Source organism: Bacteroides mucinivorans, assembly GCF_034654355.2.
In the GTDB taxonomy this organism is placed as follows: Bacteria; Bacteroidota; Bacteroidia; order Bacteroidales; family Bacteroidaceae; genus Bacteroides; species Bacteroides nordii.
This window is the reverse complement of record NZ_CP178179.1, coordinates 3,213,929-3,229,372: the sequence shown is the minus strand read 5'-3', so window position 1 is coordinate 3,229,372 and position 15,444 is coordinate 3,213,929. Positions and strand designations below refer to the sequence as shown.

The window sequence follows — 15,444 nt, the reverse complement described above, 5'->3', positions numbered from 1 at the left end:
GGTATATACTGAAGATTGATTTTGTTGGAAAGCATCTGGCTTGCAATTAATTTTGTATGCAGATATCTGGGCGAGATGCGTACTATGCATAGACGCGTCTGTTTTGTTTAAAGCATGTATTAATAACAAGTAAAACTGTTAACTTATGATTAAGTGGTTTGGTTGTTTTTTATTCTCGAGTAGACGAATGGTTTATATTAAGGTGGCATCTCAATTTAAAACTGCTCCATGGCGGGTTTATGAGCTGGCACATGGTTCTAAGGCCCGTAGTAACAAAGAAAGCAAAATATTACAGGAATTGAAAGAACAGGGTATCATCTCTATTGTTCGCCTTTTTTAATATTCTGACTATTGAGAGGGAGGGCAGTCGCTATCCTTTTCATTTCGGGTATTGAGGAGATCCTCCCTGCTTGTTTAATTCGTATAGTTTCATAGTTTACTTTTTCCCATGATTTTGTCAATGATCAATGCAATTGCCCCATCACCTGTGACATTACATGCTGTGCCGAAACTGTCCATTGCAATGTACAACGCTATCATTAGTGCTTGTGCTGATTCGTCAAAGCCCAACATGGATTGTAAAATACCTAAAGATGCCATAATAGCTCCTCCGGGAACACCAGGTGCGGCTATCATGGTGATGCCTAACATAAAAATGAATCCTGCGAAAAGAGAGAAATCGAATGGCATACCTTGCATCATCATTAAAGCCAAAGCACAGGCTACAATCTTTAGTGTACTGCCCGAAAGATGGATCGTGGCGCAGAGTGGAATGACAAAACCGGCAATATCAGCTGATACTCCATTCTTTTTTGTCTGCTCTAAGGTGACAGGGATGGTAGCAGCAGATGATTGAGTTCCTAATGCGGTGAAGTAGGCCGGTAGCATCCGTCCTAATAATTTGAAAGGATTGCGTTGAACAAACAGTGCAGCAATAGAGTATTGAAAAATCAATAAGAAAATGTGCAAAGCGAAAATAACTCCAATGATTTTGATGAATACCATTAGGATGGAGAATACTTGTCCGGAGTGTGTCATGTTGAGAAATATACCGAAGATGTAGAGCGGTAGCAAAGGCAGAATGACAGCACTGATCATGCGGACAATAATCTCCTGGAAATCTCTTGCCACATTCTTTAGGGCATCACTGCGTAGTGTGGCCAATCCTAATCCCAGTGTGAAAGCGAGAACCAAAGATGTCATTACATTCATTAGCGGTGGGATGGCAACGGAGAAGAAAGGAAGTATGCCTTGTGCTTCACTCACTTCTTCGAGTGGTCTTCCGGGCTCTATCAAGGATGGGAATAAAGTAGCACCGGTAAAGTAGGAGAGGAAACCCGAAAACAATGTCGCTCCGTAGGCAATCAGTGCAGTTACAATCAGCATTTTGCCGGCTCCTTTTCCGATATCGGCAATGGCAATTGTGACCAGTCCGAGAATGATGAGCGGAATAGAAAAATTTAGAAATTCACTAAAGATACCATTGAATGTTACAAATATGCGAACTAACGAGGCCGGAAAGAAGTGTCCAACTGCAATTCCTAACAAAATGGCAATAATAATGCGGGGTAACAGCCCGATATGGATTTTCTTCATGATCGAAACTTTATTTAATTGCTACAAAAGTAGCATTTTTTCTGTAAATAGCCGAACAAAATTTTATTGTATATGTTATAGTAAATAAGTAAATTAATAAAGAATAAACAACTAATTAGATAAAACTTACAATTATGTCAATACAGAATAAAACAGATGTTGGGCTGATTGGTTTGGCTGTAATGGGCGAAAATTTAGCTTTGAATATGGCAAGTAAAGGATGGAATGTATCGGTATACAACCGTACAGTGCCCGGAGTAGAAGAAGGAGTGGTAGAACGATTTCTCAATGGGCGGGCTAAAGGTCTAAACATCGAAGGTTTTACTGATATTGCTGCATTTGTAGATTCAATAGCCTTGCCTCGAAAGATAATGATGATGGTTCGTGCCGGTAGTGCTGTAGATGAATTAATGGAACAACTTTTTCCTTTGCTTTCTCCGGGTGATATTTTGATTGATGGTGGTAACTCCAATTATGAGGATACCAATCGTCGTGTGGAATTGGCTGAGTCGAAGGGATTTCTTTTCGTCGGTGCAGGTGTGTCTGGTGGTGAAGAGGGAGCCTTGAATGGTGCTTCCATTATGCCAGGCGGTTCAGTAGCAGCCTGGTCGGAGGTGAAACCTATTCTGCAAAGTATTGCAGCAAAAGCATCAGACGGTACACCTTGTTGCGACTGGATTGGGCCGGCTGGTTCCGGACATTTTGTGAAGATGATACACAATGGCATAGAGTATGGCGATATGCAACTTATTGCTGAGGCGTACTGGGTGATGAAGAATCTGCTTGACCTGGAGAATGAAGAGATGGCAAATGTCTTTTCTCATTGGAATGAAGGGAAACTTCGTAGTTATTTGATTGAAATTACAGCAAATATTTTGCGGCATACAGATAAGTCGGGAGGGTATTTGTTGGATAAAATTCTGGATACTGCAGGACAGAAGGGTACGGGGAAATGGTCCGTTATTAATGCCATGGAGCTGGGTATGCCTTTGGGACTGATTGCTACTGCGGTATTTGAACGTAGTTTGTCGGCTCAGAAAGAGTTGCGCGAGACAGCTTCACGGCAATTTCAGTGCAAACGTGCACAAGCTGTTTATAATAAACCGGAATTGGTGAAGGAAATTTATGCTGCATTATATGCATCCAAGCTGGTTTCTTATGATCAGGGGTTCGCTGTACTTCAGCGTGCTTCTGATACTTTTGGCTGGAAACTCGATCTGGCTTCTATTGCACGTATGTGGCGTGGCGGTTGTATCATTCGTAGTATCTTCTTAAATGACATTGCTGCTGCTTTCGAGGCAAAGGATAAACCGAAAAATCTTTTGTTGGCACCTTATTTCCGGGATGAAATAAAGGAGCTGTTATCCGGATGGAAAACGCTCGTAGTACAGGCTATGCATGAGGAGCTTCCTGTTCCCGCTTTTTCTTCGGCATTGAATTATTTCTATTCATTGGTATCCGCCAATTTGCCTGCTAATATGATACAGGCGCAACGCGATTACTTTGGTGCACATACTTTTGAACGAAAAGATGAACTCCGCGGACAGTTCTTCCATGAGAACTGGACAGGACATGGTGGTGATACGAAATCAGGAATATACAATAATTAGTGGTTAGTGATAAGTGATTAGTGATTAGTGCCATCCGGCATAATAGCGCAGCCACTAATCACTAATCACTTATCACTAACCACTAACGACTAATCACTAATCACTAAGATGATGGATAAATTTGTAATGATAATCTTTGGCGCTTCGGGTGACCTTACTAAACGTAAGCTGATGCCTGCCTTGTACTCTTTGTATAGAGATAAGCGTCTCACAGGGGAGTTTTCTGTGATAGGTGTGGGACGTACTGTGTACTCGGATACTGACTATCGTGCTTACATATATACAGAACTTGAACAATTTGTGAAACCCGAAGAACAGGATAAAGAGTTGATGGATAGCTTTACACAACATCTTTATTATCTGGCTATTGATCCTGCTATAGAGGCTGGCTATGTCCGCCTTCGTCAGCGTATTGAAGAACTTGCCGGAGAGAAGGAACCGGATAATCTGTTGTTCTATCTGGCTACACCTCCTTCTTTATATGGAGTGATTCCGTTGCACCTTAAAAAAGCGCATCTTAATCGCGGAAGGGCACGTATTATAGTAGAGAAGCCATTTGGATACGATCTTCAGTCTGCTGAAGAGTTGAATCGTATTTATGCTTCTGTTTTCGATGAACATCAGATTTACCGTATTGACCATTTTTTGGGTAAGGAAACTGCTCAAAACCTGCTTGCTTTCCGTTTTGCTAACGGGATATTTGAACCTCTGTGGAATCGTAATTATATCGATTATATAGAGGTGACGGCTGTTGAAAATCTGGGTATTGAGCAGCGTGGTGGTTTCTATGATACTGCCGGGGCCTTACGTGATATGGTGCAGAATCATCTCATACAACTTGTGGCACTTACGGCAATGGAACCACCTGCCATCTTTAATGCTGATACATTCCGTAATGAAGTGGTGAAAGTGTATGAATCTCTGACTCCATTGACCGAAGAGGATTTTGAAGAACATATTGTTCGGGGGCAATACACCGCTTCTGGTAATAAGAAGGGATATCGTGAAGAGAAAAATGTAAATCCCGATTCACGGACGGAGACGTATATTGCTATGAAACTGGGAATTAGTAACTGGCGTTGGAGTGGTGTTCCATTCTACATCCGTACCGGAAAGCAAATGCCTACCAAGGTTACGGAAATAGTGGTACACTTCCGTGAAACACCACATCAGATGTTTCATTGTGCGGGAGGTAATTGTCCTCGTGCCAATAAACTAATCCTTCGCCTTCAACCCAATGAAGGTATTGTTCTGAAAATAGGTATGAAAGTACCTGGTGCAGGATTTGAAGTGAAACAAGTAACAATGGATTTCAGTTATAACCAGCTTGGTGGCGTACCTGGTGGCGATGCTTATGCCCGTTTGATTGATGACTGTATCCAGGGTGATCCTACGCTCTTTACACGAAGTGACGCAGTGGAGGCGTCCTGGCGGTTCTTTGATCCAATTCTCCACTATTGGAAAGAACATCCCGATGCACCGCTTTATGGTTATCCGGCCGGTACATGGGGTCCTCTCGAAAGTGAAGCTATGATGCACGAACATAGTGCTGAATGGACTAATCCTTGTAAAAATTTGACAAACACAGACCAATATTGTGAACTATGAAACCTTTTATTTATCCTTCGTCCATTGAGACGGCACGCGCACTGATTCTTCATCTGATAAAGATTATGATAGATGAACCCGGCAAGACTTTCAATATTGCTTTAAGTGGTGGAAGTACTCCTGCATTGATGTTTGACTTGTGGGCAAACGAATATAGCGATATTACTCCGTGGACGCGGATGAAAGTTTTTTTTGTAGACGAACGCTGTGTTCCACCCGAGAACTCAGATAGCAATTATGGAATGGTACGTTCATTGTTGGTGGGCGTGGTTCCTATTGATTATGAAAATGTGTTTCGTATCAGAGGAGAGGATAGACCGGATAAGGAAGCGGTCCGGTATTCCCGGGTAGTAGAAAGCCAGGTTCCTTTGCAGGATGGTTGGCCTGTATTTGATATAATATTGTTAGGAGCAGGTGGAGATGGGCATACTTCATCAATTTTTCCCGGACAAGAGAAACTATTGTCTGCTGATCGGATTTATGAAGTAAGTTATAACCCGAATAATGGCCAGAAACGTATTGCGATGACGGGGTGTCCTATTATTAATGCCCGTCGGGTAATCTTCTTGATCACAGGCAGAAGTAAAGCTGAAGTGGTGGAGGAGATTTGTACCTCTGGTGACACAGGCCCTGCTGCATATATTGCCCATCATGCTAAGAATGTAGAGCTCTTTCTTGATGATTATGCGGCTGCGAAAATAAATAGAGAAGAAATACCGGATTGATCGGTTAATAAGTTGATTGTAGTATCTTCTGAAATATCTATATAAGAAAGTTGTTTCAATACGATAAGAAACGGCTTTCTTTTCGTATTGAAACCTGTGATAAGAATGGCTTTGTATAATTCATTCTTATCTGTTTTTTAATCGGGTACTTCTTTTATTTTCTCAATAAGGTATTCTTCTTTTTCATTTCTATGACAGTAGCAAATATAGTAGTTAGGGTCGTTTACTATATCTTTAAAGCTCTGTGGTAATTCAATTTCTTTTGTCTCTCTGTTGATAGCAACCAAAGCTATCATAATTCCTTCTTCTTTGCATTTGTCAATCAGGAGGCCATTTAGCATTAATTCTTCTTCGTTCATCTCATCTGTTTTAACGGGTACAAAGATAATGCTATAATAATAAAATTGTACTATTTGTGATATATTATTTTTTTACTAAGTCGCTTTTTAAATAATAAATGAATAGAAATAAAATATTACGGCTTGCTGTCTTCACAGATGGCCTGCCGTATAAAAAGTTTAAGTTTTAAATCAAAACAGATATTTGGTTAAAAAGGTTCTGTATTTAGCTTAATTCTTAGTCCTGTTTAACGAATTATTAAGTATGATAGCTATATAAACAAAAATCCGCCCTACCTTCACAGGCTGGGCGGACAAGAAATCTCTTACATAGAGATTTATCAAATCTTATGCTATAATTTAAAAAAGTATATATACAGACTTTCACAAGCCTGACTAATATATTAATCAGAATTTCAAATAGTGATATATTATTGTTGTTTGATAAGTAAATAGAGGTGCCCAAAAAATAGAAAAAGACAACCTTATAAGCCAGCACGAAGTTGTTTTATGGCTTTTATATGTGCAAAGATAATATAAATAATTGAATAATGAAAAAATATGATGAGGGGATTTAAGATTTGTATGCTTTAGGCTGTAATAATACCCCATTATCATCCTTTTATAAGGCTTGTTTAGAGGTTATACCTTACCTGCATGTAGACTACGCCTACTCTGTAAACAACTGATATGATTTTTATTTGTGGCTAATAAATGCTATGAGAAATAAATAAGAGAGGATTGTGATTTGTGATGTTCATGCTATTAGGGTTGAGGATAACTGTAGGAGTGAGGCACTTTACGATGAGTTATGTGTGAGTCACATGATAAGTGAAGCATTTTAAGCAGGTTTCGTTTCTTCAGAATCAAGGTTTATTTTTTATGAATACTCTAATAAACTAACACTATCTGCCTATTTTTTCTACAATCTCATTTTGTAGCATAAAAATAAATCTTGAATTGTCCGGGTTCTTTTTTTTGTGAAACGTATATGATATTGATATACAGATTTTTATTATGATGTATAAACATTGTAATTGTCCGGGTAGCTTTTTAGGATATTTTGATCTTTTTCTTTATTTTTGTCTAAAATGATTGTTTTCCGACTTAAGAAGCCATTGCTTCTGATAGTATATACTTACTACGATATTTTATTAATTGAGATAATCTTTATTAGTGTTCACTTTTTAAATTTATTATTATGAAAAGAAGTAGTCTTTTATTAGCTTTTGTTTTGAGTAGTGCAAGTTTATTTTCCCAAGAAATAATTAATAATAAACTGGAATTAAATGGTGATTTTCAATTTGGTCCAACTGTGTCATCTGGAGATTGGGTGAAAGACTGGGGGCATTATTTGTGGTTTAGCCATTTGGATGATAATACAGATCCGGTTTTTATGGCTAGGTATAATACCGGATTAGATGCAAGTGAATTAAGGGTGAGTATCGGCGATTGTATTGATGGGCGTGATAAATTTTCTGTTGGCTTTACCAATTTATTTGGTTTTGTATTTACACCAATGTTTGTTGTACAGGCTGACGGTAAAGTTGGGGTAAAGAATGATAATCCTCTGTATGAGCTTGATGTAAATGGTACAATCAGAAGTAATAGCATATTAGTGACAGATGGGAATATTGGAATTGGAACAACTAATCCTCAAAATAAATTGGATGTAAATGGTACTATCCGTGCCAAAGAGATCAAGGTAGAGTCCGATTGGGCTGATTTTGTTTTTAAGAAAGACTATAAACTCCCTACATTGGAGGAAGTAGAGCAACACATCGGTGAAAGAGGTACCTTACCGGGTATGCCTTCGGAAGAAGAAGTAAAAGCCAATGGAGTGAATTTAGCTGAAACCAATGCTTTGTTACTTCAAAAGATAGAAGAATTAACTTTATACATAATTGAAATGAAGAAAGAAATCAATGAGTTAAAAAAAAGATAATAGCTATTAATTTACTGACTTTTAAATTTATAGGTTATGAAAAAGATTCTACTACTTTTTGTGTCACTATTTAGTGTGGGATTGGGTTTTGCTCAACAAATAGGAGATGGTTATGCACAAACTATTAATAGTTTTAATAGTATATTAAATACAGGTATTTATGATTCAGACAAAGTTCAAACAAACTATCCTTATGAAATTCCTCAATGGCCTTGGAAATATTTATTTGTTATGCGTCATAATGATTCAAACCTTAATTATCAATTTCAAATTTCCACAACTTTTGAACATGACGACCGAATCTTTTTTAGAAAACTGGCCCACTTGAAAACGGATACTGAGTATAATAACAATTGGCAGGAGTTTGCCACCAGAGGAGTAAATACTTTTAATGGGGTTCAAACAATTAATGGAGACCAGTATGTTAATGGAAATATACATGTAAACAAATACTTGTTTATTCCTTCTAATAAAGAATTGATTTTTGGTAATACTTCTGATAGAAATCATAGTTTACGAATATCATATAATGGGAATGATAATAATGGTTCCTGTTATATTAATTATTCCGGAGATTTAAGGTTTCGTAATGGATCAATAACCGATGATGTTCCAGTTGTCTTATTTTCAAAAGATAATAATGTTGGTATTGGTACACTGGATCCGCAAGGATATAAATTAGCTGTTAATGGTACTATTCGTGCAAAAGAAATAAAAGTAGACTCTGATTGGGCCGACTTTGTTTTTAAGAAGGATTATAAACTTCCAACATTAGGAGAGGTAAAGAAGCATATTACAGAAAAAGGTACTTTACCAGGTATTCCTAGTGAATCAGATGTTAAAGCCAATGGAGTTAGTTTGGGTGAAGTGAATGCTTTATTACTTCAAAAGATTGAGGAATTGACTCTGTATGTAATAAAACAACAGGAAGAGATAGAACAATTAAAGGCATTAAATAATAAATAGATTATCATGAAATTCAAGATTATATTAATTCTAATATGCTTTTCTGCAAAGCTAAATGCGCAGTGGCACTTGTTTGGAGATTATAATCCTATACCGGGTATTCCATACGAATATGCAGCAGGATTAATTACTGGCGGAGTATCAAAAGCTTCAGAAGATGTTTATACTTGGGAAGTTATCAATGGAAAGATAAGAGATCAAGATGGAAATTATACGTTGACTACGGTAAATAGAGATTACATGGATCTTACTTATAAACCTATTTCTGTAATCTGGGATTGTATTGGTACGAATGAGGAAGCTAAATTAATATTGAAACATGACGTTTGGGTGGGGGATGTTTCTTGGAGTATTGGTGTGCAACCTTGTAATGTGGCAATTGCCAATAAAGAGTATGAATATAACGATAATGAGAGTGGGACATATTTGACTCTTATAAATGTTCAAGTTAGGAATAATGTAACTGTTAATTTTAATGGATATCGTTCTGTTAGAATCTTACCAGGCTTCATAGCAGAACAGGGAAGCGTAGTTAGAATATATAATGAACTTCCTTCTGCTCCACCCTTGTTTACAAGAAGTTCTGTAACTGGTATTAATGATGAGGTAAAAGATAATTCGGAATTGGGTCAGAATATTCCTAATCCGGCTTCATTCATGACTTCCATCTCTTTTGTGATACCTGAGATTCGAAAAAGTGCTTATTTACAATTTTACAATATGATGGGAGTTTTAGTCCTGAAAATACCAATAACTTCTATTGGCCAAAATAGTATTGATGTAAACACTACAGAACTAACTAATGGAGTTTATATGTATTCTCTTATAGTTGATGATTGTTTGATTGATACCAAACGAATGGTAGTAGCGAATTAGTAATTAAGGCAGCCTGATAAGCTGCCTTAATTTATTCTTCTTCTTTTGTTTTAGTATTGCAGCAATAAAACGGCAATAGAATAGCGCCCAAAGTGACGTTTTGGGGTTCTCAATGATAAATACTAATTAAGAAAGAAAATACCCGATTTGTATTTGTAATTAATTGAAAATAAGTAAATAAAAAAGAGGCTTCCTTGTTCGTCCGCCGACGAGGAAGCCTCTTAACACAAAAACTAAACTAGACTTAACTAAACTATTCTATTCTCAGAGTTTCACAACTCCTTTCTGTTCGGTACAAAGATACATATTTGTCATCTATTTTGCAAATAAGAATAGACAAATGGGGGCTTTTTACCGATAAACGGGTTATTTCTTAGCTTCTTTCATCAAGAAAAGTTTGAAAAACTTGTTTGTAGCTATCACTGATGGGGATATATGTCTTATCAAAGACAATCCGACCACGATCTATGATCCGTATTTTATCCTTTTGCACAATGAATGAACGATGTACTCGCATGAAGCGAGTGGGAGGGAGCAATTCCTCCATAGATTTCATGCTCATCAGCGAAAGGATGGGTTTGGGCTGATCTTCGGTATATATTTTAATGTAATCTTTCAATCCTTCGATATAAAGAATCTTTTTAAGTTCTACTTGTACCAGTTTATAATCGCTTTTTACGAAGATACTTTCGATCTCTTCCGGTTTCTGTACGAGCTCAAACCACTGTAACGCCTTGTTGGCTGCTTGCAGGAAGTCGACGTATGAAATGGGTTTTAGTAAATAATCGAGAGCATTCACCCGATACCCGTCGATGGCATATTGATTGAAAGCAGTGGTGAATATAATACGGGTATTTTTGTCTACCATTCTGGAGAATTCAAGCCCGTTAAGTTCCGGCATTTGAATATCTAAAAAAAGCAGATCAACTTTCTTTTCCGGAAGCTCGTTCATTGCTTGTACAGCACTCGAATATTTACCGGTTAAAGACAAAAACGGAGTTTTGTTGACATAACTTTCCAACAGATCAAGAGCCAGAGGTTCATCGTCTACGATGGCACAATTTAGAGTCATGATTTTAATAATTAGTGATTAGTGAATAGTGATTAGTGAATAGTGATTAGTGATAAGTGATTAGTGGGCTACGCTGTGAACCGCATGTCACTAATCATTAATCACTTATCACTAATCACTCCTCCCTAATCACTAATCTTGATGAATATTCTTTTTTATCTTTACTCACTTCGTGTTGCCACTGATAGCGTCCGGGATAGATTAATTCCAGACGTTTGCTTACTTGTTCCAGTCCGATACCCGAACCGCTTTTATCTGTTTCGGCTTTGGGATGGTAACTGTTTGTAATTTCACATCTCACTTCTCCGTTGGCTTCAGAAAAAGCAATGCGGATAAAGCTGGGTTCTGTAGGAGAGATACCATGCTTAAAGGCATTCTCGATAAGTGATATGAAAATGAGCGGAGCGATTTCTGTCCGGTTATCCGGAGAGATATCGATATTTGTTTCTACTACTACATTGGAGGAGAGGCGGATACGCATTAGCTCTATGTAATTGCGAATGAAATCCATTTCTTTCCCTAAAGAGACAAATGTCTGCTGATTATCATACAATACGTGGCGAAGAAGCCGGCTTAACTCTTGTACGGCTTGTTGTGCTTTGTCTGTATCAAAGGCGATAAGGGCATAGATGTTATTCAGTGTGTTAAGTAAGAAATGAGGATTCAGCTGATTCCGTAAGTTCTTTAATTCGGCTTCAGTACGGCTTCTTTCCGCTTCCCGTCGTGCAGCTTCAATTTGTCCCCATCGGATACTCATTTTGATAGCGGCAGCAAGTCCTATGGTAAGTACCATCGAGAACATATCGCGAACAAAAAAGATCCAGCCGGGAGGCATGTTTTTATGGGGAGTTTTGGGAATATCGTTAACAAACATGATGGTTTGCCATAAATGAAGCCCACCGCTCATAAGAACGATTAGTGTGAGATTCAGCAATAGAAACTTTTGAATGCGTTCATTAAACAGATAACGGGGGATAAGAATGAAATAGTTTAAATAGAATACGATACAAAAGCTAAGAGGTACTCCACTACGGCGTATGTATCCTATCCAGTCAATAGGTTCTCCTCCCCGGTTGATGAAAAAGAACGGGAAGCCAAAAATGATACCCCAGCTAATGATATGGGTTAGTACCATGGCAAAGCGAACGCGGCTGTTTGTAGATTGTTTCATATTTGCAAAGATAGTAAAATTAGTGATTAACGAGTAGTGATAAGTGATTAGTTCCATGCGGATCATAGTACTCATCACTTATCACTACTCATTCTTTACTATTGCTGTTTATTCGTATCGTATTGCTTCAATCGGATCAAGGTCCGCTGCTTTTTTAGCCGGGTACCAACCAAAGAATACTCCTGTGACAGTACATACGGCAAATGATAGGAATACGCTCCACGGTTGTATAAAAATAGGCCAATGGGCTACGCTCTTAACGATCCAGCTGGCACCACAACCTATAATTACGCCTATAATACCTCCGGTAATACTTATCAGGATAGCTTCTATCAGAAACTGGCTGAGGATATCTATCCCTCGTGCACCTACCGACATACGGAGTCCGATTTCACGGGTACGTTCTGTGACAGATACATACATAATATTCATAATACCAATGCCACCCACTACCAATGAAATACCGGCGATACAAGCGAGTAGGGTAGTCATCAGGTCGGTTGTAGAATTGAGCATTGTACTAAGCTCCTGTTGGCTGCGTATAGTAAAATCATCATCATCGCTGTCTTTCAGCTTATGTTCGCGACGCAGGATACTTGTGATTTCTTCAATGGCATAATCTGTCATATCTTCGGAGAGAGCAGAGGCATAGATACCTTGCAGGTAAGTGACGGCCAGCAAACGTTTCATTACCGTAGTATAAGGTGCCAGTACAATATCGTCCTGGTCCATGCCCATGGAGTTGTATCCTTTGGCTTTGAGTACACCTACTACGCGGAAAGGTATTTTATTGAAGCGAATAACTTTTCCAACAGGATCAGATCCGTCAGGAAAGAGGTTGTCAGCTATTGTTTTTCCGATGATGCAGACTTTAGCAGAGCTCTGTATATCTGCCTCGGTGAACATCTCTCCGTTTTCTACATCCAATTGGCGGATTTTTAGATAATCCAGTCCTACTCCATTAACGGATGACGGATAGTTGCTGTTACCATTAACAAGCTGTCCGGAAGAAGATACATTAGGACTTATCCCTGAAAGATAGTTTGTTTCTTCACGCAGCTTTTCATAGTTTTCCAGCTTTAACGTCTGCATCTCGGATGCATCACGACGTACACCACCACGCATGTCACCTCCGGGATGTATCATGATCATGTTCGATCCCATTTCGGCTATTTGCGTCTGGATACTTCTTTTGGAGCCTTGACCAATAGCCAGCATGGTGATAACGGATGCTACGCCAATGATAATACCAAGCATCGTCAAGAAAGCCCGCAACTTGTTGTTGGCTAATGCCCTAAGGGCTATTTTGAATAAATTGGTTCCGTTCATTATTTTGATTTACAATTAGACAATTTACGATTTACGATTGAGGGTACTTCGACTTACGACTAGACAATTTACGATTGAAGTCATTTTGATTTACGATTAGATAATTTACAATTGAGATTACTTTCATCTATAATTTAAAGAGTGGCTTCAATCGTAAATTGTAAATCGTCCAATCGTAAATCCTTTCAGTCCTCATCATTTTTCGGCAGTGCCGCCAATCCTTCAATTGCGGAGAGGATATGAGTATTGATCGTATCTTCTATCACGTGGCCATCCCGCAACCGGATGTTGCGACTGCTGTATTGTGCCAATTCCGGATTATGGGTGACAAAGATAATAGTACGCCCTTCGGCATGAAGTTTCTGGAACAGTACAAGTATCTCAAATGAGGTACGTGAGTCAAGGTTACCCGTTGCTTCATCCGCCAGTATTACAGCCGGATTATTGACCAATGCGCGGGCAATAGCCACACGTTGCATCTGGCCTCCGGACATCTGGTTGGATTTATGTTCCAGTCGATCACCCAGTCCTACATCCTGTAATGCTTCAATGGCCCGTCTACGACGTTCGGAAGCACTGACGCTGGCATTATACATCAGAGGAAGTTCCACATTTTCTATGGCAGTTGTTTTAGGCAGCAGGTTATAACTTTGGAATACGAAACCTATTTTCCGGTTTCGTAGTACGGCCCGTTGAGATTTACTCATGCTTCTTACAGATATTCCGTCAAGCAGATATTCTCCGCTTGTTGGAGTATCCAGGCACCCCAACGTATTTAACAAGGTTGACTTGCCTGAACCCGACGTACCCATAATGGTTACAAACTCTCCTTCGTTGATGGTGAAGGAGACCCCACGCAGGGCGTGTACAATCTCTTCCCCCACCAGAAAGTCCCGTTTGATGTTATGTAGTTCAATTACTTTCTTGCTCATATTATTGAGAACATTAATTTATTTTTTCTTATTTCCTCCCGGTCTGCCAGGCATGAAGGGGCTTTTCTCTGTATTGCCGCCAGCTTCCATTTCTGCTGTATTACTTGTAGTTGCACCGAGATTGGCTTCACTTATCACTTGGGTACCTTCGTTGATTCCACCTGTGATTTCAGTTTTGATTCCATTACTAATACCTATTTGTACAGGATGTGCAGTGAACGTATTACCTTCTTTTGTCCAAAGTTTATGTTCGCCCGCGCAATCTTTTACAATGTCTTCTTTACCGATGAGAGGAACTTCAGGAGTGAAGCGTAATGCTTTGGAAGGTACGCTGAGAACATCCTTCTTGTCCAGGATATAGATTGTGACGTTGGCTGTCAGGCGAGGTTTGAGTTTTAAGTCCGGGTTTTGTGCAGAGATGACTACCTCATATGTCACTACGCTTGTTGTTGTACTACTACTCGTACTTGTACTACTGCTTGTACTTCCCAGGCGTATCTGAGTGACTTTACCTTCGAACATATCATTGGGATATGCATCTACAGTGAAACTTACGCGTTGTCCTTCTTCTACACCACCTATATCGGCTTCATCCACATCGGCCACAACTTGCATCTGTGTCAGGTCTGCGGCAATAGTGAACAGGGTAGGCGTTTCAAATCCGGAAGCAACTGTCTGTCCTTCTTCTACATCACGGCTGATAACTACACCATCAATAGGCGAAGTGATGGTAGCATATGAAAGGTTACGTTCGGCTTTGGCTAAAGCGGCTTTACTACTGTCGAACATGCTTTTAGCCTTATCGTAATTGTATACGGCTTGTTCGTAATCTGTATCGCTGATAAGAGCTTTCTCATGCAATCCTTTGCTACGCTCGTAATTCTTCTTCTGATATTCGTATTCAGCTTTATTTCCGTCATAAGTTGCACGTGCTGAAGCAAGTTCACTTTGGAGTGTCACTTTATCCATTTCTGCAATAAGTTCTCCTTTTGTAACTACAGAATTGTAATCGACGTAAATCTTATCTACGATACCGGATACCTGTGTACCGACTTCTACTTCCGTTACAGGCGCAATCGTTCCTGTAGCCGTTACAGAGTTAGAGATGTCACTTTTGCTCACGGTAGCTGTGACATATGAGATTTTGTGCTTGGTTACCCGACCACTTAAAGCCCATATCGCTACACCTGCCACCACTATTATGGTAACACCGATGAGGATGATTTTTTTCTTGTTCATGGTTATATTTACTATTTTATAATTTACTGTTTACTAT

General features: G+C 39.0%; 14 protein-coding genes. 7 read left to right on the top strand and 7 right to left on the bottom strand.

Annotation, left to right across the window (positions count from 1 at the left end):
- Nucleotides 1-145 precede the first annotated feature (145 nt).
- A complete protein-coding gene (locus tag VCM39_RS12235) occupies nt 146-340 on the top strand; it encodes a hypothetical protein (protein WP_289291442.1) in 195 nt (64 codons plus the stop codon).
- Nucleotides 341-429: 89 nt separating this feature from the next.
- Here VCM39_RS12235 and VCM39_RS12230 read toward each other — a convergent pair whose 3' ends face one another.
- Nucleotides 430-1,596, bottom strand: coding sequence for a dicarboxylate/amino acid:cation symporter (locus VCM39_RS12230; protein WP_289291440.1), 1,167 nt, complete (start codon nt 1,594-1,596; stop codon nt 430-432).
- 134 nt (nt 1,597-1,730) lie between these two features.
- Here VCM39_RS12230 and gnd point away from each other — a divergent pair, with 134 nt between their 5' ends.
- The 3 genes from gnd to pgl all read left to right on the top strand — a co-directional run bounded on the left by gnd (nt 1,731) and on the right by pgl (nt 5,539).
- A complete protein-coding gene (gnd, locus tag VCM39_RS12225) occupies nt 1,731-3,206 on the top strand; it encodes a decarboxylating NADP(+)-dependent phosphogluconate dehydrogenase (protein ID WP_322932589.1) in 1,476 nt (491 codons plus the stop codon).
- A gap of 111 nt (nt 3,207-3,317) precedes the next feature.
- Nucleotides 3,318-4,814 carry a glucose-6-phosphate dehydrogenase gene (zwf, locus tag VCM39_RS12220; RefSeq protein ID WP_221649087.1) on the top strand — a complete coding sequence of 499 codons (1,497 nt, stop codon included), beginning with the start codon at nt 3,318-3,320 and terminating at the stop codon, nt 4,812-4,814.
- Complete coding sequence (gene pgl, locus VCM39_RS12215; protein WP_289291436.1) at nt 4,811-5,539, top strand: 6-phosphogluconolactonase; 729 nt, start codon at nt 4,811-4,813, stop codon at nt 5,537-5,539. The genes zwf and pgl overlap by 4 nt, the downstream gene beginning before the upstream one ends.
- Nucleotides 5,540-5,676: 137 nt before the next feature.
- On the opposite strand, the gene VCM39_RS12210 is transcribed toward pgl, so the two are convergent.
- The gene (locus tag VCM39_RS12210; protein ID WP_221648970.1) at nt 5,677-5,898 is read right to left on the bottom strand and encodes a hypothetical protein; all 222 of its coding nucleotides are present in this window, start codon (nt 5,896-5,898) and stop codon (nt 5,677-5,679) included.
- Between the two features lie 1,180 nt (nt 5,899-7,078).
- On the opposite strand from VCM39_RS12210, the gene VCM39_RS12205 reads away from it, so the two are divergent.
- Genes VCM39_RS12205 through VCM39_RS12195 form a run of 3 tightly spaced genes read left to right on the top strand, consistent with a single transcriptional unit; the run spans nt 7,079 to nt 9,664 of the window.
- Nucleotides 7,079-7,822, top strand: coding sequence for a hypothetical protein (locus tag VCM39_RS12205; protein ID WP_322932591.1), 744 nt, complete (start codon nt 7,079-7,081; stop codon nt 7,820-7,822).
- 36 nt (nt 7,823-7,858) lie between these two features.
- Complete coding sequence (locus VCM39_RS12200; RefSeq protein ID WP_322932592.1) at nt 7,859-8,788, top strand: hypothetical protein; 930 nt, start codon at nt 7,859-7,861, stop codon at nt 8,786-8,788.
- A 6-nt stretch (nt 8,789-8,794) separates the two neighbouring features.
- The gene (locus VCM39_RS12195; protein WP_322932593.1) at nt 8,795-9,664 is read left to right on the top strand and encodes a T9SS type A sorting domain-containing protein; all 870 of its coding nucleotides are present in this window, start codon (nt 8,795-8,797) and stop codon (nt 9,662-9,664) included.
- 373 nt (nt 9,665-10,037) lie between these two features.
- On the opposite strand, the gene VCM39_RS12190 is transcribed toward VCM39_RS12195, so the two are convergent.
- The 5 genes from VCM39_RS12190 to VCM39_RS12170 all read right to left on the bottom strand — a co-directional run bounded on the left by VCM39_RS12190 (nt 10,038) and on the right by VCM39_RS12170 (nt 15,407).
- Entirely contained in the window at nt 10,038-10,736 is a 699-nt protein-coding gene (locus tag VCM39_RS12190; RefSeq protein ID WP_002560700.1) for a LytR/AlgR family response regulator transcription factor, read from the bottom strand.
- 115 nt (nt 10,737-10,851) lie between these two features.
- A complete protein-coding gene (locus VCM39_RS12185) occupies nt 10,852-11,907 on the bottom strand; it encodes a sensor histidine kinase (RefSeq protein ID WP_289292194.1) in 1,056 nt (351 codons plus the stop codon).
- Nucleotides 11,908-12,015: 108 nt separating this feature from the next.
- Nucleotides 12,016-13,236 carry an ABC transporter permease gene (locus VCM39_RS12180; RefSeq protein ID WP_221648964.1) on the bottom strand — a complete coding sequence of 407 codons (1,221 nt, stop codon included), beginning with the start codon at nt 13,234-13,236 and terminating at the stop codon, nt 12,016-12,018.
- A gap of 185 nt (nt 13,237-13,421) precedes the next feature.
- A complete protein-coding gene (locus VCM39_RS12175) occupies nt 13,422-14,168 on the bottom strand; it encodes an ABC transporter ATP-binding protein (RefSeq protein ID WP_221648963.1) in 747 nt (248 codons plus the stop codon).
- A gap of 18 nt (nt 14,169-14,186) precedes the next feature.
- Entirely contained in the window at nt 14,187-15,407 is a 1,221-nt protein-coding gene (locus VCM39_RS12170; RefSeq protein ID WP_322932594.1) for an efflux RND transporter periplasmic adaptor subunit, read from the bottom strand.
- Nucleotides 15,408-15,444: the final 37 nt, after the last annotated feature.

Excerpts from the sequence above, each read along its gene's own strand:
- pgl (WP_289291436.1), top strand. The coding sequence starts at position 4,811 with ATGAAACCTTTTATTTATCCTTCGTCCATTGAGACGGCACGCGCACTG.
- VCM39_RS12235 (WP_289291442.1), top strand. The coding sequence starts at position 146 with ATGATTAAGTGGTTTGGTTGTTTTTTATTCTCGAGTAGACGAATGGTT.
- gnd (WP_322932589.1), top strand. The coding sequence starts at position 1,731 with ATGTCAATACAGAATAAAACAGATGTTGGGCTGATTGGTTTGGCTGTA.
- VCM39_RS12200 (WP_322932592.1), top strand. The coding sequence starts at position 7,859 with ATGAAAAAGATTCTACTACTTTTTGTGTCACTATTTAGTGTGGGATTG.
- VCM39_RS12170 (WP_322932594.1), bottom strand. The coding sequence starts at position 15,407 with ATGAACAAGAAAAAAATCATCCTCATCGGTGTTACCATAATAGTGGTG.
- zwf (WP_221649087.1), top strand. The coding sequence starts at position 3,318 with ATGGATAAATTTGTAATGATAATCTTTGGCGCTTCGGGTGACCTTACT.
- VCM39_RS12195 (WP_322932593.1), top strand. The coding sequence starts at position 8,795 with ATGAAATTCAAGATTATATTAATTCTAATATGCTTTTCTGCAAAGCTA.
- VCM39_RS12185 (WP_289292194.1), bottom strand. The coding sequence starts at position 11,907 with ATGAAACAATCTACAAACAGCCGCGTTCGCTTTGCCATGGTACTAACC.
- VCM39_RS12180 (WP_221648964.1), bottom strand. The coding sequence starts at position 13,236 with ATGAACGGAACCAATTTATTCAAAATAGCCCTTAGGGCATTAGCCAAC.
- VCM39_RS12205 (WP_322932591.1), top strand. The coding sequence starts at position 7,079 with ATGAAAAGAAGTAGTCTTTTATTAGCTTTTGTTTTGAGTAGTGCAAGT.
- VCM39_RS12210 (WP_221648970.1), bottom strand. The coding sequence starts at position 5,898 with ATGAACGAAGAAGAATTAATGCTAAATGGCCTCCTGATTGACAAATGC.
- VCM39_RS12190 (WP_002560700.1), bottom strand. The coding sequence starts at position 10,736 with ATGACTCTAAATTGTGCCATCGTAGACGATGAACCTCTGGCTCTTGAT.
- VCM39_RS12175 (WP_221648963.1), bottom strand. The coding sequence starts at position 14,168 with ATGAGCAAGAAAGTAATTGAACTACATAACATCAAACGGGACTTTCTG.
- VCM39_RS12230 (WP_289291440.1), bottom strand. The coding sequence starts at position 1,596 with ATGAAGAAAATCCATATCGGGCTGTTACCCCGCATTATTATTGCCATT.